This window comes from Quisquiliibacterium transsilvanicum (assembly GCF_014202215.1).
GTDB classification, from domain to species: Bacteria; Pseudomonadota; Gammaproteobacteria; order Burkholderiales; family Burkholderiaceae_E; genus Quisquiliibacterium; species Quisquiliibacterium transsilvanicum.
Window position 1 is genome coordinate 480,591 of the sequence record NZ_JACHGB010000003.1, and the last position, 25,154, is coordinate 505,744.

Below are 25,154 nucleotides of genomic sequence, written 5' to 3' on the forward strand. Positions count from 1 at the left end.
CAGCGGGCATCCGGCCGGCCGGGCCCGGCGCACCGCTGCGGCGCCGGGACCCGCCGGACGCGATCAGCCCTCAGGCCCGGGCCTCCAGGACCAGGTTGAACGGGGTCTGGGTGGCACGGCGGAAGTGGCCGAACCCCGCTTCCTCCGCCACCTTGCGCAGGCGACGCTCGCCGGCCTGGGCGCCGAGGCCGAGCCCAACCTCCTGGGACAGCGAGCACGGCGTGCACACCATCGCGGAGGCCGAGTAGTACACGCGCCCCACCGGGTTCATGTTCTCGGCCACCGTGTCGGCCGCGAAGGGCTCAACGATCAGCCAGGTCCCGTCGGGCGCCAGGGTCTCGCGGACATGCCGGCCCGCGCCCACCGGGTCGCCCATGTCATGGAGGCAGTCGAAGAACGCCACCATGTCGTAGCCCTTGCCCGGGTAGTCCTTGGCGCCGGCGGTCTCGAAGCTGACGCGATCCGCGACCCCGACCTCGCGGGCCTTCTCGCGCGCCGTGTCGATCGACTTCGAGTGATGGTCGAAGCCGGTGAAGGTCGACTTCGGGTAGGCCTTGGCCATCACGATCGTCGAGGTGCCGAAGCCGCAGCCCACGTCGCCCACCTTCGCCCCCGCGCGCAGCCGCTCATCGACTCCATCAAGGGCAGGGATCCATTCGGGCACCAGGTGCGCGTTGTACCCCGCACGGAAGAAGCGCTCGGTGCCCGAGAAGAGCAGGGGATGATGTTCGTGCCAGCCGAGCCCGGTGCCGGTGGTGAATGCGCGCTGCACCTTGTCGATGTCATGGGACTGACGGGCATCGAGCTCAACCGCGGCGGCGAGGATTTCTCCGACGAGGAGGTGCGCCTCCTCGAGAAGCTCAGATGGCCGATGCGCGCGCTCTACCGGCAGGCGCTGGCCTCGGCCTGCGCCGCTTGTGCGACCGCCATGCTCCGGCAGCTCGCTGCGAACGACCGGCTGGGCTCGGTGCGGATCGATCGCAACCTCGGCATCGCCGACGCGTCAGGCTCCGCGCTGGCCTGGCTCGGCGAGAGCGCCCGACGCATGCCCGGCACGGACGGGTGCGCGCTGCCAGCCGGGCTCCGGCATTGGCTTCGCGGGCGCATGGGCGAAGCCGCGGCCATGGCCGGAGCGCATCCGCAGCCTGCAGTCGTCGATGTCCCCGACGGCGCAAGCCTCGCCCTGCACTGCGTGCCCGACCCGGATGCGCAGGGATGCACGCTGCTGATCGAGCGCGTGGCCGGCGAGTCGCCGCGCAGGCGCGTCCGCCCGACGGCGCTCACCGCCCGGGAAGCGGAGGTGCTCGGCTGGATCACGGCGGGCAAGTCGGACGCCGGCATCGCGGAGCTGCTGGGCGTCAGCCCGCGCACGGTGGGAAAGCACCTGCAGAACATCTACCGCAAGCTGGGGGTCGAGAACCGCACCGGCGCGGCGATGCGCGTGCTGGGCCGCTGAACGGCAAGCAGCAGCGAGCAGCACCGATCAGAACCGATCAGTCCCCGTATACCCGCCCGAACAGCACCCAGGTGCTGCCGTTCCAGCGCGCGAGCCGCGCCTGCTCGAAGGGGAAGAAGTCCTGCGGCGAGGTCTTCACGCGCACCCCCGGCAGCAGCATCGGCAGGGAGGTGTCCAGGCTGGCCGCCTGACGCATCACGTTCGCGCGGGTCAGGTCGTCACCCGCCTGGTCGAGGACCTTCACGAGCAGCTGAGCGACGTTGTAGCCGTAGACGTTCAGGTTGTCCGCCACGTCACCGCGCGGATGCCAGCGACCCACCCAGGCGAGCCATTCCCGGTACTCGGGACTGTCGGCCCACTGGGGATCGGTGGGATCGCGCTGGTAGAAGGCCGAGATCACGCCGACGCCGTTCTCCGGCCCTGCCGGCAGCATCACCGAGCGCGCGCCGCTGGAGACGTTGTTCAGGTAGTGCAGCGGCCGCCAGCCGATCTCGGCGGCCTTGCGGATCGCCTGTGCCGCGAACTTCGGCGTGGTGACGTTGAAGAAGGTGTCGGCGCCCGAAGCCTTCAGCGAAACCATCTGGCTGTCGATCGTCGGGTCCGCCACCTCGTAGGATGCCTGCGCGACGATCATCTCGCCGGCCCGCTCGCCCAGTCCGTCGCGCAGTCCCTTCAGGTAGTCCTTGCCGTAATCGTCGTTCTGGTAGAGCACCGCGATGCGCGCGTTCGGCCGCGTCTCGAGGATGTGCCGCGCGTAGACGCGCGCCTCGGCCTGGTAGCTGGGCTGGCCGCTCATGGTCCAGGGGAAGTGCCTGGAGTCGCCCCACTTGGTGGCCCCGGAGGCCACGAACAGCTGCGGCACGCCGCGGTCGTTCAGGTACTTGCGGATCGCTGTATTGGTCGCAGTGCCGAGCGGGTTGAAGACCAGCAGCACCTCGTCCTGCTCGACCAGCCGCCGGGTCATCTCCAGCGCCTTGCCCGGGTTGTAGCCGTCGTCGCGGCTGACCAGCACCAGCCTGCGCCCGTTGACGCCGCCCTCGGCGTTGACCTTGTCGAACCAGGCGCCGATCGCCTTGCCGATGACGCCGTACGCGGACGCGGGTCCCGAGTAGGGTGCCAGGTGGCCGATGCGGATCTCGCGCGGCGCGGGGCCGCCGGACGCGGGCGCCGCCGATGCTGCAGCCGAAGCCGAGACCAGCGAGAACATCGCAGCGGCCCCCGCAAGGAGCGCGGCCAGCACGCCGCGAAGCGCAAGGCGACGCCCCGTCGGCCTGCCGGAACCCGATGCGGCCCCTGCCGCGCCCCTCGTCCACGCCACCGTCACTCGCCGCCCTCGCCTGTCGTTCGCAACGGAAAAGGCGGCCGAAGCCGCCCTTTCCTGATCGCGGGACGCGAAGTCTAGCTCAGGGCCCGTAGATCTTGCCGAAGCGCACCCACTGCTTGCCGTCCCAGCGCTGCAGCTGCTGGCGCTCGATCGGGAAGAAGTCCTCCGGGGAGGTCTTGACGTTCACGCCCGGCAGCAACATCGGCAGGGTGAGGTCCAGGTTGGCGGAGACCTTCATGATGTTCTCGCGCGTCAGGTTGTCCCCGGCGCGCTTGAGCACCTCGACCATCGTCTGCGCCACCGTGTAGGCGAAGACGTTGTTCGCGTCCTTCAGGTCGCCGGAGGGGTGGTGCTTCTGCATCCACGCGAGCCAGTCCTTGTACTCCTGGGTGGCCTGCCACTGCGAGTCGGTGGGGTCCTTCAGGTAGTAGGCGGTGATGACGTCCACCGCGTTCTGCGGGCCCGCCGGCATGATCACCGAGCCCACCGACGAAGACACGCCGTTCAGGTAGTGCACCGGCTTCCAGCCGATGTCGGCCGCCTTCTTGATCGCCTGCGCCGCGAACTTGGGCGTGGTGATGTTGAAGAAGACGTCCGCGCCGCTCGACTTGAGCTCGACGAGCTGGCTGTCGATGGTCGGATCGGTGACCTCGTAGGTGATCTTCTTGATGATCATGGTCTTGGCCTTGTCGCCGAGACCGTCCTCGAAGCCCTTCAGGTAGTCCTTGCCGTAGTCGTCGTTCTGATAGAGGACCGCGACCTTCGCGTTCGGCTTGGTCTCGAGCACGTGCTGCGCGTAGATGCGCCCCTCGGACTGGTAGCTCGGCTGCCAGCCCATCGTCCAGGGGAAGTTCTTGGGGTCGCCCCACTTCGTGGCGCCGGTGGCGTTGAACAGCTGCGGCACCTTCTTCTGGTTCAGGTACTTGTGGATCGCCGAGTTCGGCGGCGTGCCCAGCACGTTGAAGATCAGCAGGACTTCGTCCTGCTCGACCAGCTTGCGCGCCATTTCCACGGTCTTGGCCGGGTTGTAGCCGTCGTCGTACGACACCCACTTGAGCTTGCGGCCATTGACGCCGCCTTCGGCGTTGACCTTGTCGAAGTAGGCGCCAATCCCCTTGCCGATCGTCCCGTACGCCGATGCGGGTCCGGAGTAGGGGCTGATACCCCCGATGACGATCTCCTTGTCGTTCGCGCCGGTGTCGTACTTCTTCTGTGCGAAGGCCGGGCCTGCAAGCAGGCCGGCGGCGACGCCTGCGACGATTCCGCGGCGAAGTCTGTTCATGGTCATGCAATCGTCTCCATCGTTGTCTCTATATGGCTCGGGCGCCGATCGAACTGCGCACAGCCTTCGACGATACGACGAAGCAATCCTGACCCTAAGTGGGGAATACGCGAGGCAGGGATATCCCGGACGCGCAGCTCACATCTGCGCACCGGCCTCCGGCCGGAGGGCAGCCGCCCTCCGGCCGAGCGGTGAATCAACGGCCGTAGGTCTTGCCGTCGAGGATCCAGCTCTTGCCGTTCCACTGAGCCATCTGCTGTCGCTCGATCGGGTAGAAGTCGTCCGCCGAGGTCTTCACGTTGACGCCGGGCAGGATCATCTGCAGCGAATGCAGGTCGAGGCTGGCCGCCTGCTTCATGATGTTCGCCCGGGTGAGGTTGTCGCCGGCCTTCTTGAGCACCTCCATCAGGCCCTGCGCCACCACGTAGCCGTAGACGTTGTTCGCGTCCTTCAGGTCGCCGGTGGGATGCCACTTCTTCATGAACTCGCTCCAGGCCTTGTAGTCCGGGAAGCTGGCCCATTGGGCATCGGTAGGGTCCTTCAGGTACTGGACGGTATAGACGTCCTTCGCGTTCTCCGGGCCGGCCGGAATGATGACCGCACCGACGGACGCCGAGACGCTGTTCAGGTAGTGCTGAGGCTTCCAGCCGATCTCTGCCATCTTCTTGATCGCCTGGGCCGCGAACTTGGGCGTGGTGATGTTGAAGAAGGCGTCGGCGCCAGAGCCCTTGAGCGTGGTGAGCTGGCTGTCGACCGTCGGATCGGTGACCTCGTAGGTGAGTTCCGCGACGATCTGCTTGCGGCCCTGCTCGCCCAGCCCGTCCTTGAAGCCCTTCAGGTAGTCCTTACCGTAGTCGTCGTTCTGGTAGAGGATGCCGATCTTCGCGTTCGGCCTGGTCTGGAGCAGGTGCTGCGCGTAGATCAGCGCTTCCGACTGGTAGCTCGGCTGCCAGCCCATGGTCCAGGGGAAGCTCTTGGGGTCGCCCCACTTCGTGGCGCCGGTGGCCACGAAGAGTTGCGGCACCTTCTTCTGGTTCATGTACTTGTGGATGGCCGAGTTCGGCGGCGTTCCCAGGGTATTGAACACGAACAGCACCTCGTCCTGCTCGACCAGCTTGCGCGCCATCTCCACGGTCTTGGCCGGGTTGTAGCCGTCGTCATAGGTGACGAACCTGATCTTGCGGCCGTTGATGCCACCTTCAGAGTTCACCTTTGTGAAGTACGCCGTCAACAGCTTGCCGATCGCGCCATAGGCCGATGCGGGGCCCGAGTACGGGCTGATGCCGCCGACGACGATCTCCGTGTCGCTTGCGCCGGTGTCGTACTTCTTCTGCGCCAGCACGGGAGTGGCGATGAGTGCTGCACTCAGGCCGGCAACCCCGGCGAGCACCATGCGGCGAATCTGACTCTTCATGTCCGTCGTCTCCTGTTGGAATGAGTTCCGGAAACGACTATAGCGGCGACTGGCTTGACGCGGTAATGGAATTGGCGTAGCGCGGGCTATCGATTTCCATGATAGGGGAAACACCATTCGGGACAGTCCGAGGGCCCGTCCATGGCCCGCCCGCCCCTTCGCCGGGCCTGCAAGGTGGCCTCGTCGGGCATGGGAACAGACCGAAAAAAAAACGCCGCGGCGAACCGCGGCGTTTTCTCGGTGGGCGGCTGGACGCCGCCTCCGATCAGGCTGCCTTGGGACGGAACAGCTTGGACTTGATGGTCTTGAGCAGTCCCATGACGCCGGTGGGCATCAGGTACATCAGACCGATCAGGAACACGCCGTAGATCGCCCAGGGTGCCGACTTCGAAATTTCGTCGGCCACGTTCGGGATGAACTGGATGAAGATCGCCCCGAACACCGCGCCCCAGATCGTCGCCAGCCCGCCGACGACCACGCCGACCAGGAAGGTGATCGACAGGAACACCGTGAAGCTGTCAGGCGCCACGAAGGCCACCGCGATCGCGCCCAGCGAGCCCGCCACCCCGGTGAAAGCCGCGGACATGCCGAAGGTGATCGACTTGAACACCGGCAGGTTGATGCCCATGGCTGCAGCCGCGATCGGATGGTCGCGGATGGCGATCAGCGCCCGGCCGACGCGACCGCGCAGCAGGTTCCAGCCCACCAGGAACATGATCGCGGCGACGAACAGCGTGTAGAAGTAGAGCCACCGGTCGGCGTTCAGCGGCTGGCCGAACATCGAGAACTCGAACGGAGCTTCCGGCTTCATCAGCACCAGGCCCTGCACGCCGCCGGTGAAGTCCTCGATGCCCTTGAACTTCAGCATCTGCGGAGTCGCCAGCGCCAGCGCAAAGGTGGCAAGTGCGAGGAAGTGCCCTGCCAGCCTAAGGGCTGGAAAGCCCATCAGGTAGCCGGCTACCAGGCACACCGCGAACGAGATCGCCGGCGTGATCCAGTACGGCATGTCGTAGCGGTCCATGAGGATCGCCGTGACGTACGCACCGATGGCGTAGAACGCCCCGTGCCCGAGTGAAAACTGACCGTTGTACCCGGTGAGGATGTTCAGGCCCAGCAGCGCGATCGCGTAGACGATCACCAGGTTGAACTGGAATACCCGGTAGTTCTTGACCAGGAAGGGCAGGCACAGCAGCGCCACGAGGACGACGATGCCGCCCACCCACGCAAGGGTGGTGACACCCTTCTGGCGGTCGGCGGTGGCGCCGGAGTTCTTGAAAAGCGTCAACGGGTTCATACGCGAGTCACCAGGACCTTGCCGAAAAGACCATTCGGCTTGAGCGTGAGCACGGTGACGATCAGCACGAGGGCGACCGTCAGCTTCAGTTCGGTACCGATCACGTAGGCGCCGAGCAGATTCTCCAGCACGCCGACGATGAGTCCGCCGATGACCGCGCCCCATGGGTTGTCGATGCCGCCGAGCAGGGCGCCGGCAAAGCCGTAGAGCAGGATGCCGGACATCATGTTCGGATCAAGGTAGACCACCGGCGCGATCATCATGCCGGCCACGGCACCGATGGCGGCCGCCAGGCCCCAGCCCATCGCGAGCATCATCGACACGCGAATGCCGACGAGGTTGGCGGAGTCGGGGTTCTGCGCTGCACCGCGCATCGCCAGCCCCAGGGGGGTGAAGCGGAAGAACGCGTAGAGCAGCCCCAGCACGCACAGCATGACGCCGATCGAGCCGAACTCATGCGCCGAGAAGTACTTGGTCGCGTACCAGGCATCCTTCGGGAACGGGCTCTGGAAGGCCTTGATCGTGTGCTCGAACATCCAGCCGGCCATCGCGTTGAAGATCACCAGCAAGCCGATGAACACGATCACGTTCGTCAGCACCGGCGCCTTCTCGACGGGCTTCAGGATGATGCGCTGGATCAGGTAGCCGCCGACGAAGGAGATGCCCACGGTCAGGAAGAAGGCGGCCCAGTAGGGCATCCCACTGTTGATCATCGCCCAGGCGATGAACGTGCTGAACGTGGCCATCTCGCCCTGGGCGAAATTGATGTGATGAGTTGCCTGATAGATCATGACCAGGGCCAGCGCCACCGAGGCATAGATGCCCCCGGTGGACAGCCCTGAGAAGACCTGATGAAGAAATGCCTCCATGCCGTTCTCGTCCGTAGGTTGTGTTATCAGTAGCCGAGGTACGAGCGGCGAACCGTCTCGTCGGCCTTGATCTGCTCGCTGGTTCCGGACAGCTGGACGTGCCCGGTCTCGAGCAGGTAGGCGTCATGCGCCAGGTCCAGAGCGATCGATGCGTTCTGCTCGACCAGCAGCATGCTCACCTGATCCTCCTCGTTGATCTGCCGCATGATCCGGAAGATCTCGAGCACGATCAGCGGCGCCAGGCCGAACGAAGGCTCGTCGAGCAGCAGCAGGCGCGGGCGGAGCATCAGCGCGCGACTGATCGCGAGCATCTGCTGCTCTCCACCCGACAGCGTGCCGGCCTGCTGGCTGCGCCGCTCCTTCAGGCGCGGGAAGCGCGCGTACATCTTCTCGATGTCGCGCTCGACCTCGGCCTTGTCCTTGCGCGTGTACGCGCCCAGCCGCAGGTTCTCCTCGACCGTCAGGCCGGTGAAGGTGCCGCGGCCGTCGGGCACGTGCGCCACGCCCATCCGGACGATGTTCGCAGTGGACTTGCCGATGATCTCCTGCCCGTCGAACAGGATGCTGCCGCTGGTCTGGACGATCTGGCAGATCGCGCGCAGCGAGGTGGTCTTGCCGGCGCCGTTGGCGCCGAGGACGGCGGTGATCTTGCCCTGCTCGACAGCGAAATCGATCCCGAACAGCACCTGCGTCGCACCGTAGGACGCGTTCAATCCTTTGACTTCAAGCAACTTAGGCATCGGCCGGAGCCCCCAGATACGCGGCAATCACATCAGGATGGCTCTGGATCTCGGCGGGCGTGCCCTCCGCGATCTTCCGGCCGAAGTTCAGCACGACGATGTGGTCGGTGACCGCCATCACGAGGCTCATGTGATGCTCCACCAGCAGGATGGTGATGCCCATGCGCGTGCGGATGTCCTTGATGAGTTCCTCGAGGCCGCTCAGCTCCTCGTGGTTCAGGCCGGCCGCCGGCTCGTCGAGCAGGAGCAGCTTGGGCTTGGCGGCCAGCGCACGCCCCATCTCGACGCGCTTCTGGATGCCGAACGGAAGGTCGCCCACCGCCCGGTCCTTGTGCACCGCGAGGTCGAGGTACTGCATGATCTCGCTGGCTTCCTGGCGTACGCGGTCCTCTTCGGCCTTCACGACCGGCAGACGCACCGAGTTGGCGAAGAAGCCGCCCTTGGACCGGCAGTGCGCGCCGACCATGATGTTCTGCTCGACGGTCATCGTGCGGAACATCGCAAGGTTCTGGAAGGTGCGGCCGATGCCGAGATTTGCGATCTCGTGGATCGGCGTCTTGGTGATCGACCTGCCTTCCCAGAGGAGGTCGCCTTCCTGATACTGATAAAGCCGGCTCAGGCAGTTGAAGAGCGTGGTCTTCCCCGCGCCGTTGGGGCCGATGAGCCCGCATACGCCGCCGCGCGGAACGTCGAAAGTCACCCCGTCCAGCGCCGTGATGCCGCCGAAGCGGACCGTGATTCCACGCACACTGAGCAGGGCGTCGCTGGTGGCCGCCATGTCTCTCCTCTGCAGCTCTTCGAGCTGCTCCCTGGTTGGTTGTTCGATCCCGCGACGGGAGGCCCGCCGCGCGGACCCGCATTTATATGCTGTCGGACCATCGGACGCAAGCCAGGTTACCAGCGGGTATTCCACTAGAAAGCATTCCGTTCGGACCGGAATCGCGGATCCCTGCAAGCGCGCCGCGATGGGCGCGCGCGGAAGCTCCGGGAGGGCTGCCGGGAGCTAGAGCGGCTTGCGGATGAAGTGCGCGATCTCGCCGACCACGCCGCGCCGGAACGCCAGCACGCAGACCACGAAGATGACACCCTGCACCACGGTGACCCAGGCGCCGAGCTGGGCCAGGTAGTTCTGCATGGTGATGATGATCGCCGCGCCGACCACCGGACCGAACAGGGTGCCGAGTCCGCCCAGCAGGGTCATCAGCACCACCTCGCCGGACATCGACCAGTGGACGTCGGTGAGCGAGGCCAGCTGGAACACCAGCGACTTCGTGCCCCCGGCCAGCCCCGCCACGGTACCCGACAGGACATAGGCGAGCAGCTTGTAGCGGTCGGTGTCGTAGCCCAGCGAAACCGCGCGCGGCTCGTTCTCGCGGATGGCCTTGAGCACCTGGCCGAACGGCGAGTGGACGATGCGCCAGATCAGCAGGAAGCCGCCCAGGAACACCACCAGCACGAAGACGTACATCGCGGTGACGTTGGTGAGATCGAATACGCCGAACAGCCTGCCGCGGGGCACGGCCTGGATGCCGTCCTCGCCGCCAGTGAAGGGCGCCTGCAGGTAGAAGAAGAACACCATCTGCGACAGCGCGAGCGTGATCATCGCGAAGTAGATGCCCTGGCGGCGGATCGCCAGCAGCCCGGTCACCCAGGCCAGCAGGCAGGCGCACGCGGTGGCGAAGAGCAGCGCGAGCTCCGGCGTCAGCCCCCACACCTTGGCGGCGTGCGCCGAGGCGTAGCCGGCCGTGCCCAGGAACATCGCATGTCCGAACGAGAGCAGTCCGCCGAAACCGATCAGCAGGTTGAATGCGCACGCGAACAGCGCGAAGCACATCACCTTCATCAGGAAGACCGGGTAGACGACCGCGGGGGCCAGAACGAAGAACGCGGCCATCAGCAGGAAGGCCACGCGCATGTGGCCCATGGCGCCGCGCGGTGCCTGCACGGTCGCGGAAGAAGGAGCGGCAGCTGCCATTGCGAACCTATTTTTCGGTGCCGAACAGGCCGGCGGGCTTGATCAGCAGCACGATGACCATGACCACGAAGATCACGGTGTTCGATGCCTCGGGATAGAAGACCTTGGTCAGACCCTCGACCAGCCCCAGGCCGAAGCCGGTGAGGATGGCGCCGAGGATCGAGCCCATGCCGCCGATGACCACGACCGCGAACACCACGATGATGAGGTCGGCGCCCATCTGCGGGCTGACCTGGTAGATGGGCGCTGCCATCACGCCGCCGAGCGCGGCCAGTCCCACGCCGAAACCGTAGGTGAGCGTGATCATCCGCGGCACGTTGATGCCGAAGGCCTGGACCAGCGAAGGATTCTCGGTGGCTGCGCGCAGGTAGCCGCCGAGCTTGGTCCGCTCGATCACGTACCAGGTGGCGAGGCAGACGATCAGTGAGGCGACGATCACCCAGGCCCGGTAGTTGGGCAGGAACATGAAGCCGAGATTCTGGCCACCGGAAAGCTCCGCCGGGATCGGATACGGCTGCCCGGAGGAACCGAACTCGTTGCGGAACAGGCCCTGGATGATCAGCGCCATGCCGAAGGTGAGCAGCAGCCCGTAGAGGTGATCGAGCTTGTAGAGCCGCGACAGCATCAGCCGCTCGATGATCATGCCGATGGCTCCGACCACGACCGGTGCCACGACCAGCGACGGCCAGTAGCCGATGCCCAGCTTGTTCAGCCCCAGGTAGGCCACGAAGGCCCCCATCATGTACTGCGCGCCGTGCGAGAAATTGATGATGTTCAGCAGGCCGAAGATCACGGCCAGGCCGAGCGACAGCAGCGCGTAGAACGAGCCGTTGATCAGCCCGATCAGCAGCTGGCCGAAGAGGGCCTGCGTCGGTACGCCGAAGATCTCCATGTTTGCCGTGAACCCGTAGTCGCTGTCGTTCTTGTGCAGCCGCCTCGCGGCGCGCCGGACCTCAGGGAGTCCGGCGCAACGCGAGCAGCGCTTGTGGTGGGCTCAGGCCCCGGTCACTTCTTGACCAGCGGGCAATCGCCCTGGTCGATCGGGCGGAAGGCCTGATCCGCCGGGATGGTCGCCTTCAGGGTGTAGTAGTCGTACGGGCCTTTCGACTCGCTGGGCTTCTTGACCTGGAACAGGTAGGCCGGATGGAGCTTGCGGCCGTCGGCGCGGATCGTGCCCTTGCCGAACAGCGGGTCGTCGGTGGGCAGCTCCTTCATCTTGGCGATGGTCTTGGTGCCGTCGTCGGTCTTGCCGGCCTCGACCGCCTTCAGGTAGTGCAGCACGCTGGCGTAGACGCCGGCGTGGACCATCGAGGGCATCTTGCCGCCGTGCTGCGCACCGAAGCGCTTGGACCACGCGCGGGTCTGGTCGTTGAGATCCCAGTAGAAGGTCTCGGTGACCATCAGTCCCTGCGCCTTGTCCAGGCCGAGGCCGTGGACGTCGGGCAGGAACACCAGCAGGCCGGCGAGGCTCTGGCCGCCCTTGGTGATGCCGAACTCGGCGGCCTGCTTGATCGAGTTGATCGTGTCGCCGCCGGCGTTGGCCAGGCCGATCACCTTGGCCTTGGAGGCCTGCGCCTGCAGCAGGAAGGAGGAGAAGTCCTGCGTGTTCAGCGGGTGCCGCACGCCACCGACGATCTTGCCGCCGTTCTTGGTGACCACCGCCGAGGTGTCGCGCTCAAGCGCATGACCGAAGGCGTAGTCGGCGGTCAGGAAGAACCAGGTGTCGCCGCCGGTCTTGACCACGGCGGTGCCGGTGCCGTTGGCCAGCATCCAGGTGTCGTACAGCCAGTGCACGGTGTTCGGCGAGCAGGCCTTGCCGGTGAGGTCGGCGGAGGCCGAGCCGCTGTTCACGAAGGCCTTGCCCTTGTCGCGCGTGACCTGGCTCACCGCCAGGCCCACCGACGAGGTGGGCACGTCGAAGATGGCGTCGACCTTGTCGGCGTCGTACCACTGCCGGGCGATGGTGGAGCCCACGTCGGGCTTGTTCTGGTGGTCGGCGGAGACGACCTCGATCTTGAGGCCGGCCTTGGAGGTCTTCTGGAAGTCCTCGACGGCCATTTTCGCGGCGAGCAGCGAGCCGGGCCCGGTGATGTCGGCGTAGAGCCCGGACATGTCGTTGAGGACGCCGATCTTGACGACGCCGTCGGAGATCTGGGCCTGGGCGGCACCGGCCGCGGCGGCGAGCGCCGAAGCCACCAGGATCGACGAGAGCTTGCGTTTCATATGTCCCACTCCTTTACCAGTCAGAATGAAGGCGCATCTGCATGTTCAGACGCCCAGGTACTCGTGCAGCATGCCCATCTTGTCGTTCAGCTCGGCCGCGGCGAAGCCCTCGACGATGCGCCCGTGCTCCATCACGTAGAAACGGTCCGCAAGCGGCGCCGCGAAGCGGAAGTTCTGCTCGACCATGACGATCGTGAAGCCCTTCTCGCGCAGCATCCGGATCGTGCGCGCAAGGGCCTGCACGATCACCGGCGCCAGCCCTTCGGAGATCTCGTCGAGCAGCAGCAGCTTTGCGCCGGTGCGCAGGATGCGCGCCACGGCGAGCATCTGCTGCTCGCCGCCGGACAGCCTCGTCCCCGGGCTGGAGCGCCGCTCCTTCAGGTTGGGGAACATCGCGTAGATCTCGTCCAGCCCCATTCCGCCGGACGCCACGGCCGGCGGCAGCAGCAGGTTCTCCTCGCAGCTGAGGCTGGCGAAGATGCCACGCTCTTCGGGGCAGTAGCCGATGCCGCGCTGGGCGATGCGATGCGGCGGCAGGCCGACCGCCTCGACGCCGTTGATCATGATGGAACCGCTGCGCCGCCCGACCAGCCCCATGATCGACTTCAGCGTGGTGGTGCGGCCCGAGCCGTTACGGCCGAGCAGCGTGACCACTTCGCCGCGGTTCACGGTGAGGTCGACCCCATGCAGGATGTGCGACTCGCCGTAGAAGGCGTGGACGTCGGTCAGGCGCAGGAACTCCACCGGCTTGCTAGTGGCCATGGGCGCCCTCCAGGCCGGCGTCGGCGTTGCCCATGTAGGCCTCGAGCACCTGGGGATCGGCGGACACGGTCTCGTACGGGCCTTCCGAGATCACCTGGCCGCGCTGCAGCACGCTGATGGTGTCGGCAATGCTGGAGACGACGTTCATGTTGTGCTCGACCATCAGCACGGTTCGGTTCGCCGCGACCTTCTTGATCAGCTGGGTGACCCGCTCGACATCCTCGTGGCCCATGCCCTGCGTGGGCTCGTCGAGCAGCATCAGCTCGGGCTCGGTGGCGAGCGTGGTCGCGATCTCGAGCGCGCGCTTGCGGCCGTAGGGGAGCTCGACGGTGACGATGTCGGCGAACTCGCTCAAGCCCACGGTCTCGAGAAGCTCCATGGCGCGATCGTCGAGCACGTCGAGCGAACGCTCCGGCTTCCAGAAGTGAAAGGAAGTGCCCGTCGCGCGCTGCAGACCGATGCGCACGTTCTCGAGCGCGGTGAGGTTCGGGAAGGTGGCGGAGATCTGGAAGGAGCGCACCACCCCCCGGCGCGCGACCTGCGCGGGCTTCTCGGCGGTGATGTCGTGGCCGTTGTAGAGGATCTTGCCGCTGGTCGGGATGAGGAACTTGGTCAGCAGGTTGAAGACGGTGGTCTTGCCCGCGCCGTTGGGCCCGATGAGCGCATGGATCTGCCCGCGGCGCACCTTCAGGTTCACCCCGTTCACTGCCACGAAGCCCTTGAACTCCCGTACCAGGTCCCGGGTCTCTAGGATGTAGTCTGTCGTCATCGCACCGACTGAAGCCCGGCACTGCCGCCGTGTTGAGGGGAGGTTAGGGGCAGGCACGGCGCGCCGCAATACGGGTAGTCACCAGTATGCTGCTCCGCAGCGCGCCGCGCTTCGGCCTCCCGCAATCCCCGGGCAGCGGTGCCCGCGGTCGCATCGGGTACGCTTCGGGGGTCTGCGACTCCCACCGCCGCCTTGGAACACATCCCGCTCTGGGCGCAGCTGCTCGCCCTCTTCATGCTGCTGCTGGTCTCCGCGTTCTTCTCGATCGCCGAGACCAGCATGATGGCGCTTAACCGCTACCGTCTCGGCCACCTGGTCAAGAAGGGGCGCCGCGGCGCGGCGCTGGCCTCGTCTCTGCTGAAGCAGACCGAGAAGCTGCTCGGCACCATCCTGCTCGGCAACAACGTCGCGAACACGGCGCTGACCGCGATCGTCACTGCGCTCGCCATCCGGCAGTACGGCGACGACGACCGGACGCTGGTGATCGCCACCACGGCGGTGGCGCTGCTGATCATCGTGTTCTGCGAGATCACGCCGAAGGTGATCGGCGCCACCTACCCCGAGCGGATCGCGCTGCCCGCCAGCTACCTGCTCAACGTGCTGATGAAGGTCGCGTCGCCCGCGGTCTGGACGATCAACCTCGTCGTCGGCCGCCTGCTGGCCCTGATGAGGATCGACACCCGACCCGAGGCAGCGCGCATGTCCACCGAGGAGCTGCGCACGATCGTGCTGGAATCCGGCACCTTCATGCCGCAGAAGCACCGCGCGATCCTGGTCAACCTGTTCGAGCTCGAGGACATCACGGTCGACGACGTGATGATTCCGCGCCACCGGATCGAGTCGCTGGACATCGCCACCTCGGAGCAGGTGATCCGCCAGCAGCTCGAGACCTGCTTCCACAACAAGCTGCCGGTGCACGAGGGCGAGGTCAACCGGATCATCGGGGTGCTTCACGTCCGCCGCGCGCTCTCGATGCTGTCGCGCGACAGCTTCGACACCGATGAGCTGCGCGAGCAGCTTTCCGAGCCCTATTTCGTTCCCAGCGGAACGCCGGTCTTCACCCAGCTGCAGTTCTTCCAGGAGAACCGGCAGCGGATCGCGATGGTCGTCGACGAATACGGCGAGGTGCTCGGGCTGGTCACCCTCGAGGACATCATCGAGGAGATCATCGGCGAATTCACCACCACCGCCCCCGGCGGCGACGGCGGCCTGCGCTGGGACGAAGACGACGAAGTGATGGTGGAGGGCGCCGCCCCGCTGCGCGAGCTGAACCGCAGGCTGGGCACCGAATTCCCGCTCGACGGCCCCCGGACCCTCACCGGCCTGGTCCTCGAATCGATCGAGGAGCTCCCCGAGGGCAACGTGAGCCTGCGCTTCGGCAACATCGTCGTCGAGGTCGTCCAGATCCAGGACCGCACCATCCGCAGCCTGCGCCTGCACCGGATCGGCGGCGCGCCGACTGCGTCCCCGGCGCCGCCGGACGACGCCGACGTGTCCTGAAGCCCCACCGCGCCGCCGTTCATCCTTCGCTGCACCGCCGCTCGTCAAGCGATCCGGTCGCGACGGTTCTCGCGGCCTTCGCGACGACGCATGATGGGCCCCTCCCGGCTCCTTTCCGGGCCAGACCCGATCAAGACCCATGGCCGTGGCGACACTACCGACGCATCCGACGGAACAGACTGTGCTGGCAGGACTGGCGCGCGCGCTGGTCCAGCATCGCCTGCTGCGCCCGGACCAGGCGGTGGCGATCCAGAAGAAGGCCGACGCCGCGCGCACGCCCTTCATCGACGAACTGACCCAGGGCGGCCACCTCCCCGCGCTGCAGCTCGCCCGCTTCGTGGCCGAGACCTTCGGCCACCCGCTGTTCGATCTCGCCGCGGTGGACGTGGAGCGGCTCCCGGGCGACCTGATCGACCGCAAGCTCGCCATCGAGACGCGGGTCATCGCCCTGGGCAAGCGCGGCAGCCGGCTGTCGGTGGCGATCTCTGACCCGACCGACCTGCAGGCGCTGGACCGGATCAAGTTCCAGACCGAATCGACGCTCGACCCGGTGGTGGTCGAGCACGACAAGCTTCTCAAGCTGGTCGAGCGACTCGGCCGCAGCGCAGCCCAGCGCCTGGCAGAGCTGGTCGACGAGAGCCTGGAGCTCGACCTCGCCTCGGACGAAGGCGCCGCCACCCTCGACACGAACTCCGAGGTGGACGACGCGCCGGTGGTGAAGTTCCTGCAGAAGGTGCTGCTGGATGCCATCCAGGCCGGCGCGTCCGACCTGCATTTCGAGCCCTACGAGAAGTTCTACCGGATCCGGATGCGGGTGGACGGCGAACTGCGCGAGTTCGCGCAGCCGCCGCTCGCCATCAAGGAAAAGCTGGCGTCGCGAATCAAGGTGATCTCGCGGATGGACATCTCCGAGCGGCGGGTGCCGCAGGACGGCCGCATGAAGCTGGCGATCGGGCCGGGGCGGTCGATCGATTTCCGGGTCTCGACGCTGCCGACGCTGTTCGGCGAGAAGATCGTGATGCGGATCCTCGACCCGCAGGCGACGAAGCTGGGCATCGACGCGCTCGGCTACGAACCCGACCAGCGCGAGGCAATGCTCGAGGCCATCCGGCGGCCGTACGGGATGATCCTGGTCACCGGACCCACCGGCTCGGGCAAGACGGTGTCGCTGTACAGCTGCCTGAACATCCTGAACCAGCCTGGCATCAACATCTCGACCGCGGAGGATCCGGCCGAGATCAATCTGCCGGGGATCAACCAGGTCAACGTGAACGACAAGGCGGGACTGAGCTTCGCGGCGGCGCTGCGCTCCTTCCTGCGCCAGGATCCGGACGTGATCATGGTCGGCGAGATCCGCGACCTGGAGACCGCGGACATCGCGATCAAGGCCGCCCAGACCGGCCACATGGTGATGTCGACGCTGCACACCAACGACGCGCCGACGACGCTGACCCGGATGATGAACATGGGGGTGGCCCCGTTCAACATCGCCTCCTCGGTCATCCTGATCACCGCGCAGCGGCTGGCGCGCCGGCTATGCGCCTGCAAGCAGCCGCTGGATCTGGATGAGGACGCGCTCCTGCAGGCCGGCTTCCTCGAGTCCGACCTGGACGGCAGCTGGCAGCCCTACCGGCCGGTGGGCTGCGAGCACTGCAGCGGCAGCGGCTACAAGGGCCGCCTGGGCATCTACCAGGTGATGCCGATCACCGAGGAGATTCAGCGGATCATCCTGGGCAACGGCAACGCGCTGCAGATCGCCGACCAGGCCAGGCGCGAGGGCGTGCGCGACCTGCGGCGCTCCGGACTGATCAAGGTGATGCATGGCGTCACCAGCATCGAGGAAGTGCTCGGCGTCACCAACGAGTGATCACGAGCGGACCCGCACGAACCGACACACGAGGCGAATGACGATGGCGACCAGCGCGATGGCTCCCCGCGGGGTCAAGGAAGCGACCTTCCTCTGGGAGGGACGGGACCGGGCAGGCAAGACGATCCGCGGCGAGATGCGGGCCGGCGGCGAGGCGGTGGTGAACTCCGCGCTGCGCCGGCAGGGCATCGCCGTCACGAAGATCAAGAAGCGCCGCTACGCCCGCGGCGGAAAGATCCGCGACAAGGACATCACGCTGTTCACCCGGCAGCTCTCGACCATGCTGCGCTCCGGAGTGCCGCTGCTGCAGTCCTTCGACATCGTGGCCAAGGGCAGCAGCAACGCCGCGGTCTCGCGGCTGTTCACCGACATCCGCGGCGACGTCGAGACCGGCACCGCGCTGTCCCAGGCCTTCAGGAAGTACCCGCTGCACTTCGACTCGCTGTACTGCAACCTCGTCGGCGCCGGCGAGCAGGCCGGCATCCTCGACGACCTGCTGGACCGGCTCGCCACCTACAAGGAAAAGATCCAGGCCATCAAGGGACAGATCAAGTCGGCGCTGTTCTACCCGATGGCGATCATGGTCGTGGCGGCGGTGGTCGTCACCGTGATCATGCTGTTCGTGGTGCCTTCGTTCAAGGAGGTCTTCGAGAGCTTCGGCGCCGGACTGCCCGCGCCGACGATGATGGTCATCGCGCTGTCGGACTTCTTCGTCGACAACTGGTACCTGCTGTTCGGGGCGCTCGGCGCAGTCGGCTACTTCGGGATGCAGGCCTGGAAGCGCTCGCCCAAGGTGAAGATGGCCTTCGATCGCGCCGTGCTGCGCACCCCGGTGTTCGGCGCGGTGATCCGCAAGGCGACGATCGCGCGCTGGCTGCGCACGCTGTCGACGATGTTCGCCGCCGGCGTGCCGCTGGTCGAAGCGCTGGACTCGGTCGGCGGGGCTTCGGGCAATCACGTCTACCTGATGGCGACCAAGAGGATCCAGCAGGAGGTGGCCACCGGCACCAGCCTGACCGTCGCGATGCAGAACGCGCAGGTGTTCCCGAACATGGTGCTGCAGATGTCGTCGATCGGCGAGGAGTCCGGCTCGCTGGACTCGATGCTCGGCAAGGCCGCCGACATCTACGAGCGCGAGGTGGATGAGGCGGTGGCCAGCCTGTCCAGCCTGCTCGAGCCGATGATCATGGTGATCCTCGGCGTGCTGATCGGCGGGCTCGTGATCGCCATGTACCTGCCGATCTTCAAGCTCGGCCAGGTGGTCTGAACCCCGCTCCGGGCCGCCGGCGCCTCGGCTATAGTCGACGCCTCGCGGCCCGCCCCTCGAAGACACCGCATCCGCCCGACCCATGGAACTCCTGACGCTGCTGCAGCAATCCCCGGCGCTCGCGCTGTCCGTCGCCCTCGTCGCCGGCCTGTGCGTCGGCAGCTTCCTGAACGTGGTGATCGTCCGCGTGCCGAAGATGATGGAGCTGGAATGGCAGCAGCAGGCGGCTGAACTGCGCGGCGAAGACCAGACCGAGGCGGCCGCCTTCAACCTGGTCACGCCGCGCTCGCACTGCCCCGGCTGCGGCCATGCGATCGGCATGCTCGAGAACATCCCCGTGCTGAGCTGGCTCTTCCTGCGCGGGCGCTGTTCCTCCTGCGGGATGCGCATTCCCGCGCGCTACCCGCTGGTGGAGGTGCTCACCGGCCTGCTGAGCCTGGCGGCGATCTGGAAGTTCGGCCCGACCGCGGCCGGCGCCGGCGCGCTGCTGCTCGGCTTCTTCCTGGTGGCGCTGACCTTCATCGACCTCGACACGCAGCTGCTGCCGGACGACATGACGCTGCCGCTGCTGTGGCTCGGGTTGCTGTTCAACCTCTGGGGGGTGTACGCGCCGCTCGAGTCCGCGGTGATCGGCGCGATCGCCGGCTACCTGGTGCTGTGGGGCGTCTATTGGCTGTTCCGCCTCGCCACCGGCAAGGAGGGAATGGGCTACGGGGACTTCAAGCTGCTGGCCGCGCTCGGCGCATGGTTCGGATGGCAGTCGCTGCCCGCGATCATCCTGCTGTCCTCGATCGTCGGCGCCGCGGTCGGGATCGCCCTGATGATCTTCCGCCGCCACGGCCGCGACGTCCCCATTCCCTTCGGCCCCTACCTGGCCGGCGCCGGCCTGCTTGCGCTCTACTTCGGGGAGCCGATCTCACGCTGGTTCGGTCTGGCCTGAACGGTCCGGGACCTCTGCCGCGCCGCGGACCGTTTGGCCCGCCGGGGACTCTGCTGCTATCTTCCGGGCGATGACGACGCGCCCGAAGACACGCCCTGCCCTGCTGGTCGGACTGACCGGCGGGATCGGCAGCGGCAAGACCACGGTGGCCGGGCACTTCGGCGAGCTTGGAGTGCCCCTGATCGACACCGACCTGATCGCCCATGCCCTCACGGGTCCGAAAGGTGCGGCAATGCCGGCGATCCTCGAGGCCTTCGGCGCCGGCGTGATCGCCGAGGACGGCCGGCTGGACCGCGCCGCGATGCGCGAACTGGCCTTCTCCGATCCCTCCAGCCGCAAGCGGCTGGAAGCGATCCTGCACCCGATGATCCGCGAGGAGACCTGGCGGCAGATCGCTGTGGCTGCGGATCATCCCTACGCGATCGTGGTCGTGCCGCTGCTGGTGGAATCCGGCGCCTGGCAGACCTGGCTGGACCGGGTGCTGGTGGTCGACTGCCCGGTGGAGGTCCAGCTCGAGCGCGTGATGAAACGCAACGGGCTGCCGCGCGCCCAGGTCGAAGCGATCGTCGCGGTGCAGATCCCGCGCGAGCGCCGGCTGGCCGCCGCCGACGAGGTGGTCGACAACGCGGGCGAGCCCTCGACCCTGCCGCAGCGCATCGGCCCGATCCACCAACGCTTCCTCGAGCTGGCAGCGCTTCGCTGCGCGGCATGAGCCTGTCGGCCGCGCAACGGCGCCCGGCCTTCGCGCAGCCGCCCCCGAGGTTTGTCACGGACCCGGCTTTCCTTCAAAATCGTCCCGCGTCTCGGGCTCGCCATCCAGCCACGGAATCGCCGGCTTGATCCTCTACGAATACCCCCTGAACGAACGCGTCCGGATCCTGCTTCGGCTCGAGGACCTGTTCGAGCGGCTCGACTACTTCGCCGCGGGCGAGCATCCGCTCGAGCATCACGTCGCGATCATGACGCTGTTCGACATCCTCGACATCGCCGGCCGCGCCGACCTGAAATCGGACCTGCTGCAGGAGCTCGACCGGCAACGGCAGGCGCTCGCCCAGTACCGGACCACGCCGGGCGTGTCGCTGGACACCCTCGAGCGCATCCTCGCGCAGATCGAGAACGCCTGGGCCGGGCTGAACGCGACGACCGGCCGCACCGGGCAGCACCTGCGCGACAACGATTGGCTGATGAGCATTCGCAGCCGCGCCATCATCGCCGGCGGCGCCTGCGAATTCGACCTGCCCTCGTACCACGCCTGGCAGCACCGGCCGGCCGAGGCGCGTCGGCAAGAGATCGCCGCCTGGGCCGCCCCTTTCCGTCCGCTGCACGACAGCCTGACCATCGTGCTGCGGCTGCTGCGGGAGAACGCCCAGCGCATCGCCCTCACCGCGCAGCCGGGCGGCGGCTTCCAGCAGCAGATGGGCGGCAAGGCCTACCAGATGGTCCAGGTGCGCCTGGACCCCGCGCTCGGCGCGATCCCCGAGATCAGCGCGAACAAGTACCTGCTGTGGATCCGCTTCACCTCGCAGGACGGCGACCTGCGCCCGCGCCCCTTCGAGCATGCGGTCGATTTCGAGCTCGCGCTGTGCAACCTCTGACCGGCGCCGGCACGGCGCCCATTCCCGCATGAAGAAGGATGGACCCCTGATGGTCGCCTGCCCGGCCTGTGGCCGGAAGCTGGCCTACGACCGGAGCAATCGCTGGCGCCCGTTCTGCTCGGAGCGCTGCAAGACCACCGACCTCGGAGCCTGGGCCAGCGAGGCCTACGTGATCGGGGGCGCGCCGGGGGAGGAGGAGCCGCCCGACGAAGGCGATTCCGGGCCGGACGCGCCGCGCCGCAACGACTGAACGGAGCGCCTGGGGCCGCGCCAGCCCCGGGCGCCCCCGGGGAGCGTGAGCGACCGCGCCGGACGCGTCAGGCGGGCGGCGCCCCGGGCAGCACCATCTGCGTCTGGATCACGATCGCGCAGCGCTTGCCCGCTGCCGAGGTGATCTCGGTCTGCCAGACCATCGTGCTGCGGCCGCGGTGCAGCGGCGTGCACACCGCGCGCACCGTGCTGCCCACCGGCGCCCCGGACATGAAATTGGTCTTGGACTCGATGGTCGTGGTGCGGGCCCCCGCGGGCATGTTCAGCACCGTGGCGACCGCCCCCAGAGTGTCGGCGAAGGCCATGAACGCGCCGCCGTGCAGGTTCTCGCCCGCGGTGCAGAGGTCCGGGCGAACGCGCATCGACGCGACCACGCGATCCGGCTCGGCCTCCTCGATCTTCACGCCCATCAGCCCGGGAAACATCGGCGCGAACAGCGCCTCGATGGCCTTCAGATCCATGGTCAGCCTCCCCGGCTGAATGCCGCGCGGACCCTCATGCTGCCAGACGGCGGCGCCGGGCGCCACTCCGTGCGCGCCCGCAGCCCGCGCTGCGTCCGCGACCTCGCGGCCGTCACCCCCGGTCGCCACGTAGACCGGCAACGCTGCGACGTCGAGCATCCGGGCCCAGGCCGCCGGCGGACAGCCCTCGAGCAGCGCGAAGTCCAGCCCGGCTGCGGCGGCGCGCGCGATGCTCTCGCGATCGCGGACCAGGGCGCCCGTCATCCGCAGGGGCGCACGCGCCGGCCCGCACTGCGGCCCCGACGGTGAACCCGACTGCGGCCCCGGCGGCGGCGCCGACAGCAGCTGCCCGCCCGCAGCGCGAGCGAAACTCGCCGGGTGCGAAGGCCCCACCAGCAGGGTCACGCCATGCGCGCGGCACAGCGGGAGCACCCGGTGGAACAGCCGCTCGAAGCGCGGCGCCGGCAGCGCCGGCTCGTCCAGCAGCAGCAGCGCGGAGCGGCTCGTGCGCAGCCGGCGCTGGAGCGCATCGACGAAGGCATCGTCGCCGAGCGCCGCAGCCGCGGAACGCAGCAGCTCCGGCGGCAGCCGCAGCCAGGCGATCACCGGCACCGTGGCGGGCAGCAGCGGAGCCACGTCGATCGCCTCAGGGTGCAGCCAGGCGAAGGCCTGACCCTCGCGCGAGCGCGGCGCGCCGGAAAATTCGGTCACGCGCCTGAAGTGCAGGCGGACCCTGGCGTGCGGATAGGTGAACTCGCGCACCACCCAGGGATCGGACGCGAGCACCTCGAGGCCGAGTTCCTCGTGCAGCTCGCGCGCGAGCGCCTGCGCGACCGTCTCACCCGCCTCGAGCTTGCCGCCGGGGAACTCCCACCAGCCCGCATAGGGCTTGCCGGGAATGCGCTGGCCGAGCAGCACGGCGCCGTCGGCGCGGAACACGACGCCGACCGCCACCTCGAGCGGGGACCTGGCGCTCATCCGCGGCGATGCCGGCCCGCCCAGTCCTTGGCGAACTGCCACGCCACCCGCCCGGAGCGCGAGCCGCGCTCGAGCGCGAAGCGCAGCGCGTCGGCGCGCGCAGCCTCCACCTCCTCGGCGGCGCAGCCGAGCGTGCCCAGCCAGTGGGCGACGATCGACAGGTAGTCGTCCTGGCGGAACGGGTAGAACGCGACCCACAGGCCGAAGCGCTCCGACAGCGAGACCTTTTCCTCGACCCGCTCGCCGGGGTGGATCTCGCCGTCTGGCTGGTGTTTCGCGTCGAGGTTCTCAGCCATGTACTCCGGCATCAGGTGGCGCCGGTTGGAGGTGGCATAGATCAGCACGTTGTCCGACTGCGCAGCGATCGAGCCGTCGAGCGCCACCTTCAGCGCCTTGTAGCCGGGCTCGCCCTCCTCGAAGGAGAGGTCGTCGCAGAAAACGATGAAGCGCTCCGGGCGCTCCGCAACCAGGTCGACGATGTCGGGCAGGTCGACCAGGTCGTCCTTGTCCACCTCGATCAGCCGCAGCCCCTTCTTCGCGTGCGCGTTGAGGCAGGCCTTGATCAGCGAGGACTTCCCGGTGCCTCGCGAGCCGGTCAGCAGCACGTTGTTGGCCGGCAGCCCTGCCACGAACTGCCGCGTGTTGCGGTCGATGACCTTCTTCTGCTCGTCGACGTTCTTCAGGTCGGCGAGCCGGATGCGCGACAGGGTGCGCACCGGCTGCAGCCAGCCCTGCGCACCGAAGGCGGTGCGCAGGCGGCGCCAGCGGAAGGCCTGCGCCTTCCAGTCGATCTCGGCGGCAGGGGGCGGCAGCGCCTGCTCGAGCCGCGCCAGCAGCGACTCGGCGCGGCTCACCAGGCGCTCGAGCTGCAGCGCCGGATCCGCGCGGCCTTCAGGAGCGGTAGTCGGCATTGATCGAGACATAGTCGTGGGAGAGGTCGCAGGTCCAGACCGTGGTCGAGGCGTCGCCCCGGCCGAGCACGGCGCGCACGGTGATTTCCTGCTGCTTCATCACCCGCTGGCCGTCCTCCTCCCGGTAGGCGGGATGCCGCCCGCCCCGGCTGGCAACCTGGACGTCGTCGAGGTGGAGGTCGACGCGGTCGACGTCCAGGTCTTCGATCCCGGCATAGCCGATCGCGGCCAGGATGCGGCCGAGGTTGGGATCCGAGGCGAAGAAGGCGGTCTTGACCAGCGGGGAGTGCGCGATCGCATAGGCGACGGCGGCGGCCTCGTCCCCGGTGCGCGCGCCCTCGACCACGACCGAGATGAACTTGGTGGCGCCCTCGCCGTCGCGGACGATCGCCTGGGCGAGTTCGCGCGACACATCGACCAGCAGCGCCCGCAGCTGCGCCGCGCCCGGGCTCTGGTCACTGTCGATGCGCAGGCCGCCCGCGCCGGTGGCGACCAGCACGAAGGAGTCGTTGGTGGAGGTGTCGCCGTCGATGGTGATGCGGTTGAAGCTCGCATCGGCGGCCTCGCGCACCCAGCGCTGCAGCAGCGCCGCGGGCACTGCGGCGTCGGTGGCGATGAAGCCCAGCATGGTGGCCATGTTGGGCCGGATCATTCCAGCGCCCTTGGAGATCCCGGTGACGGTCACCGGGCAGCCTTCGATCTCGACGCGCCGCGACACTGCCTTGGGCACGGTGTCGGTGGTCATGATCGCCTCGGCGGCCTCGGCCCACCTTGCGGGCGCGAGGTCGGCGACCGCCGCCGGCAGCCCGGCCAGCAGCCGGTCCATCGGCAGATGCTCGAGGATGACCCCGGTGGAGAAGGGCAGGACCTGCTCGGGAGCGCAGCCCAGGGAGGCGGCCAGCGCCTCGCAGGTGCTGCGCGCATCGGAAAGTCCGCGCTCGCCGGTGCCCGCGTTGGCGTTGCCGGTGTTGACCACCAGCGCGCGCACTGCGCCGCCGCTGCGCTCGAGGTGCTCGCGGCAGACGCGCACCGGCGCGGCGCAGAAGCGGTTGCGCGTGAAGACCCCCGCGGCCGACGCTCCCTCGGCGAGGCGCAGCACGAGGACGTCGCGCCGGCCGGGCTTGCGGATCTGCGCGCGGGCGGTGCCGAGCTCGACGCCGGCAACCGCGTGCAGCGCGGCGGGATCGGGGGCTTTCAGGTTGACGGGCATCGGCTCGCTCCGGGAAAAACCGCGATTCTACTGCCCGTCCGGCCCCT

At 67.8% G+C, this 25,154-nt stretch carries 23 protein-coding genes and 1 pseudogene; 8 read left to right on the top strand and 16 right to left on the bottom strand.

Annotated elements, in window-relative coordinates:
• Window positions 1-70: 70 nt before the first annotated feature.
• Window positions 71-784 (bottom strand): annotated as a pseudogene (locus tag HNQ70_RS08720) (class I SAM-dependent methyltransferase); the annotation flags it as partial.
• Between HNQ70_RS08720 and HNQ70_RS08725 the strand changes: the two are divergent.
• Window positions 785-1,456, top strand: coding sequence for a helix-turn-helix transcriptional regulator (locus HNQ70_RS08725; protein WP_246434846.1), 672 nt, complete (start codon window positions 785-787; stop codon window positions 1,454-1,456).
• A gap of 37 nt (window positions 1,457-1,493) precedes the next feature.
• On the opposite strand, the gene HNQ70_RS08730 is transcribed toward HNQ70_RS08725, so the two are convergent.
• The 12 genes from HNQ70_RS08730 to HNQ70_RS08785 all read right to left on the bottom strand — a co-directional run bounded on the left by HNQ70_RS08730 (window position 1,494) and on the right by HNQ70_RS08785 (window position 14,108).
• On the bottom strand, window positions 1,494-2,696 hold the full coding sequence (locus HNQ70_RS08730; RefSeq protein WP_343060701.1) for an ABC transporter substrate-binding protein: 1,203 nt from the start codon (window positions 2,694-2,696) through the stop codon (window positions 1,494-1,496).
• Between the two features lie 163 nt (window positions 2,697-2,859).
• Window positions 2,860-4,062: an ABC transporter substrate-binding protein gene (locus HNQ70_RS08735; RefSeq protein WP_183966763.1), complete on the bottom strand. Its 1,203-nt coding sequence runs from the start codon at window positions 4,060-4,062 to the stop codon at window positions 2,860-2,862.
• Between the two features lie 196 nt (window positions 4,063-4,258).
• Window positions 4,259-5,476, bottom strand: a complete 1,218-nt coding sequence (locus HNQ70_RS08740; RefSeq protein WP_183966397.1) for an ABC transporter substrate-binding protein — start codon at window positions 5,474-5,476, stop codon at window positions 4,259-4,261.
• Window positions 5,477-5,741: 265 nt separating this feature from the next.
• A complete protein-coding gene (locus HNQ70_RS08745; protein ID WP_183966399.1) occupies window positions 5,742-6,770 on the bottom strand; it encodes a branched-chain amino acid ABC transporter permease in 1,029 nt (342 codons plus the stop codon).
• Window positions 6,767-7,639: a branched-chain amino acid ABC transporter permease gene (locus HNQ70_RS08750; RefSeq protein ID WP_183966401.1), complete on the bottom strand. Its 873-nt coding sequence runs from the start codon at window positions 7,637-7,639 to the stop codon at window positions 6,767-6,769. Before HNQ70_RS08750 ends, HNQ70_RS08745 begins: the two co-directional genes overlap by 4 nt.
• Before the next feature lie 26 nt (window positions 7,640-7,665).
• The gene (locus HNQ70_RS08755) at window positions 7,666-8,379 is read right to left on the bottom strand and encodes an ABC transporter ATP-binding protein (RefSeq protein WP_183966403.1); all 714 of its coding nucleotides are present in this window, start codon (window positions 8,377-8,379) and stop codon (window positions 7,666-7,668) included.
• Window positions 8,372-9,157, bottom strand: coding sequence for an ABC transporter ATP-binding protein (locus tag HNQ70_RS08760; RefSeq protein WP_183966764.1), 786 nt, complete (start codon window positions 9,155-9,157; stop codon window positions 8,372-8,374). The genes HNQ70_RS08755 and HNQ70_RS08760 overlap by 8 nt, the downstream gene beginning before the upstream one ends.
• Before the next feature lie 225 nt (window positions 9,158-9,382).
• Window positions 9,383-10,303, bottom strand: coding sequence for a branched-chain amino acid ABC transporter permease (locus HNQ70_RS08765; RefSeq protein WP_221302722.1), 921 nt, complete (start codon window positions 10,301-10,303; stop codon window positions 9,383-9,385).
• A 58-nt stretch (window positions 10,304-10,361) separates the two neighbouring features.
• Window positions 10,362-11,246 (bottom strand): branched-chain amino acid ABC transporter permease, encoded by an 885-nt coding sequence (locus HNQ70_RS08770; RefSeq protein ID WP_183966407.1) that lies wholly within the window; start codon window positions 11,244-11,246, stop codon window positions 10,362-10,364.
• 113 nt (window positions 11,247-11,359) lie between these two features.
• A complete protein-coding gene (locus tag HNQ70_RS08775) occupies window positions 11,360-12,577 on the bottom strand; it encodes an ABC transporter substrate-binding protein (protein ID WP_183966409.1) in 1,218 nt (405 codons plus the stop codon).
• A 45-nt stretch (window positions 12,578-12,622) separates the two neighbouring features.
• On the bottom strand, window positions 12,623-13,339 hold the full coding sequence (locus HNQ70_RS08780) for an ABC transporter ATP-binding protein (protein ID WP_183966411.1): 717 nt from the start codon (window positions 13,337-13,339) through the stop codon (window positions 12,623-12,625).
• Window positions 13,329-14,108 carry an ABC transporter ATP-binding protein gene (locus HNQ70_RS08785; protein WP_183966413.1) on the bottom strand — a complete coding sequence of 260 codons (780 nt, stop codon included), beginning with the start codon at window positions 14,106-14,108 and terminating at the stop codon, window positions 13,329-13,331. The genes HNQ70_RS08780 and HNQ70_RS08785 overlap by 11 nt, the downstream gene beginning before the upstream one ends.
• Window positions 14,109-14,300: 192 nt before the next feature.
• Between HNQ70_RS08785 and HNQ70_RS08790 the strand changes: the two genes are divergently transcribed.
• The 7 genes from HNQ70_RS08790 to HNQ70_RS08820 all read left to right on the top strand — a co-directional run bounded on the left by HNQ70_RS08790 (window position 14,301) and on the right by HNQ70_RS08820 (window position 21,527).
• Entirely contained in the window at window positions 14,301-15,608 is a 1,308-nt protein-coding gene (locus tag HNQ70_RS08790) for an HlyC/CorC family transporter (protein ID WP_183966421.1), read from the top strand.
• 139 nt (window positions 15,609-15,747) lie between these two features.
• On the top strand, window positions 15,748-17,475 hold the full coding sequence (gene pilB / locus HNQ70_RS08795; protein ID WP_183966423.1) for a type IV-A pilus assembly ATPase PilB: 1,728 nt from the start codon (window positions 15,748-15,750) through the stop codon (window positions 17,473-17,475).
• Window positions 17,476-17,518: 43 nt separating this feature from the next.
• Window positions 17,519-18,742 (top strand): type II secretion system F family protein, encoded by a 1,224-nt coding sequence (locus HNQ70_RS08800; protein WP_183966765.1) that lies wholly within the window; start codon window positions 17,519-17,521, stop codon window positions 18,740-18,742.
• A gap of 82 nt (window positions 18,743-18,824) precedes the next feature.
• Entirely contained in the window at window positions 18,825-19,682 is an 858-nt protein-coding gene (locus tag HNQ70_RS08805) for a prepilin peptidase (protein WP_183966425.1), read from the top strand.
• A 70-nt stretch (window positions 19,683-19,752) separates the two neighbouring features.
• Window positions 19,753-20,394 carry a dephospho-CoA kinase gene (gene coaE / locus HNQ70_RS08810; protein WP_183966426.1) on the top strand — a complete coding sequence of 214 codons (642 nt, stop codon included), beginning with the start codon at window positions 19,753-19,755 and terminating at the stop codon, window positions 20,392-20,394.
• Between the two features lie 124 nt (window positions 20,395-20,518).
• On the top strand, window positions 20,519-21,277 hold the full coding sequence (zapD, locus tag HNQ70_RS08815; RefSeq protein WP_183966428.1) for a cell division protein ZapD: 759 nt from the start codon (window positions 20,519-20,521) through the stop codon (window positions 21,275-21,277).
• Window positions 21,278-21,305: 28 nt separating this feature from the next.
• Window positions 21,306-21,527, top strand: coding sequence for a DNA gyrase inhibitor YacG (locus HNQ70_RS08820; RefSeq protein WP_183966430.1), 222 nt, complete (start codon window positions 21,306-21,308; stop codon window positions 21,525-21,527).
• Window positions 21,528-21,594: 67 nt separating this feature from the next.
• Here HNQ70_RS08820 and HNQ70_RS08825 read toward each other — a convergent pair whose 3' ends face one another.
• Genes HNQ70_RS08825 through argJ form a run of 3 tightly spaced genes read right to left on the bottom strand, consistent with a single transcriptional unit; the run spans window position 21,595 to window position 25,107 of the window.
• Window positions 21,595-22,986 carry a hotdog fold thioesterase gene (locus tag HNQ70_RS08825; protein WP_183966432.1) on the bottom strand — a complete coding sequence of 464 codons (1,392 nt, stop codon included), beginning with the start codon at window positions 22,984-22,986 and terminating at the stop codon, window positions 21,595-21,597.
• Complete coding sequence (locus HNQ70_RS08830) at window positions 22,983-23,897, bottom strand: ATP-binding protein (protein ID WP_183966434.1); 915 nt, start codon at window positions 23,895-23,897, stop codon at window positions 22,983-22,985. Before HNQ70_RS08830 ends, HNQ70_RS08825 begins: the two co-directional genes overlap by 4 nt.
• Complete coding sequence (gene argJ / locus HNQ70_RS08835; protein ID WP_183966436.1) at window positions 23,878-25,107, bottom strand: bifunctional glutamate N-acetyltransferase/amino-acid acetyltransferase ArgJ; 1,230 nt, start codon at window positions 25,105-25,107, stop codon at window positions 23,878-23,880. The genes HNQ70_RS08830 and argJ overlap by 20 nt, the downstream gene beginning before the upstream one ends.
• Window positions 25,108-25,154: the final 47 nt, after the last annotated feature.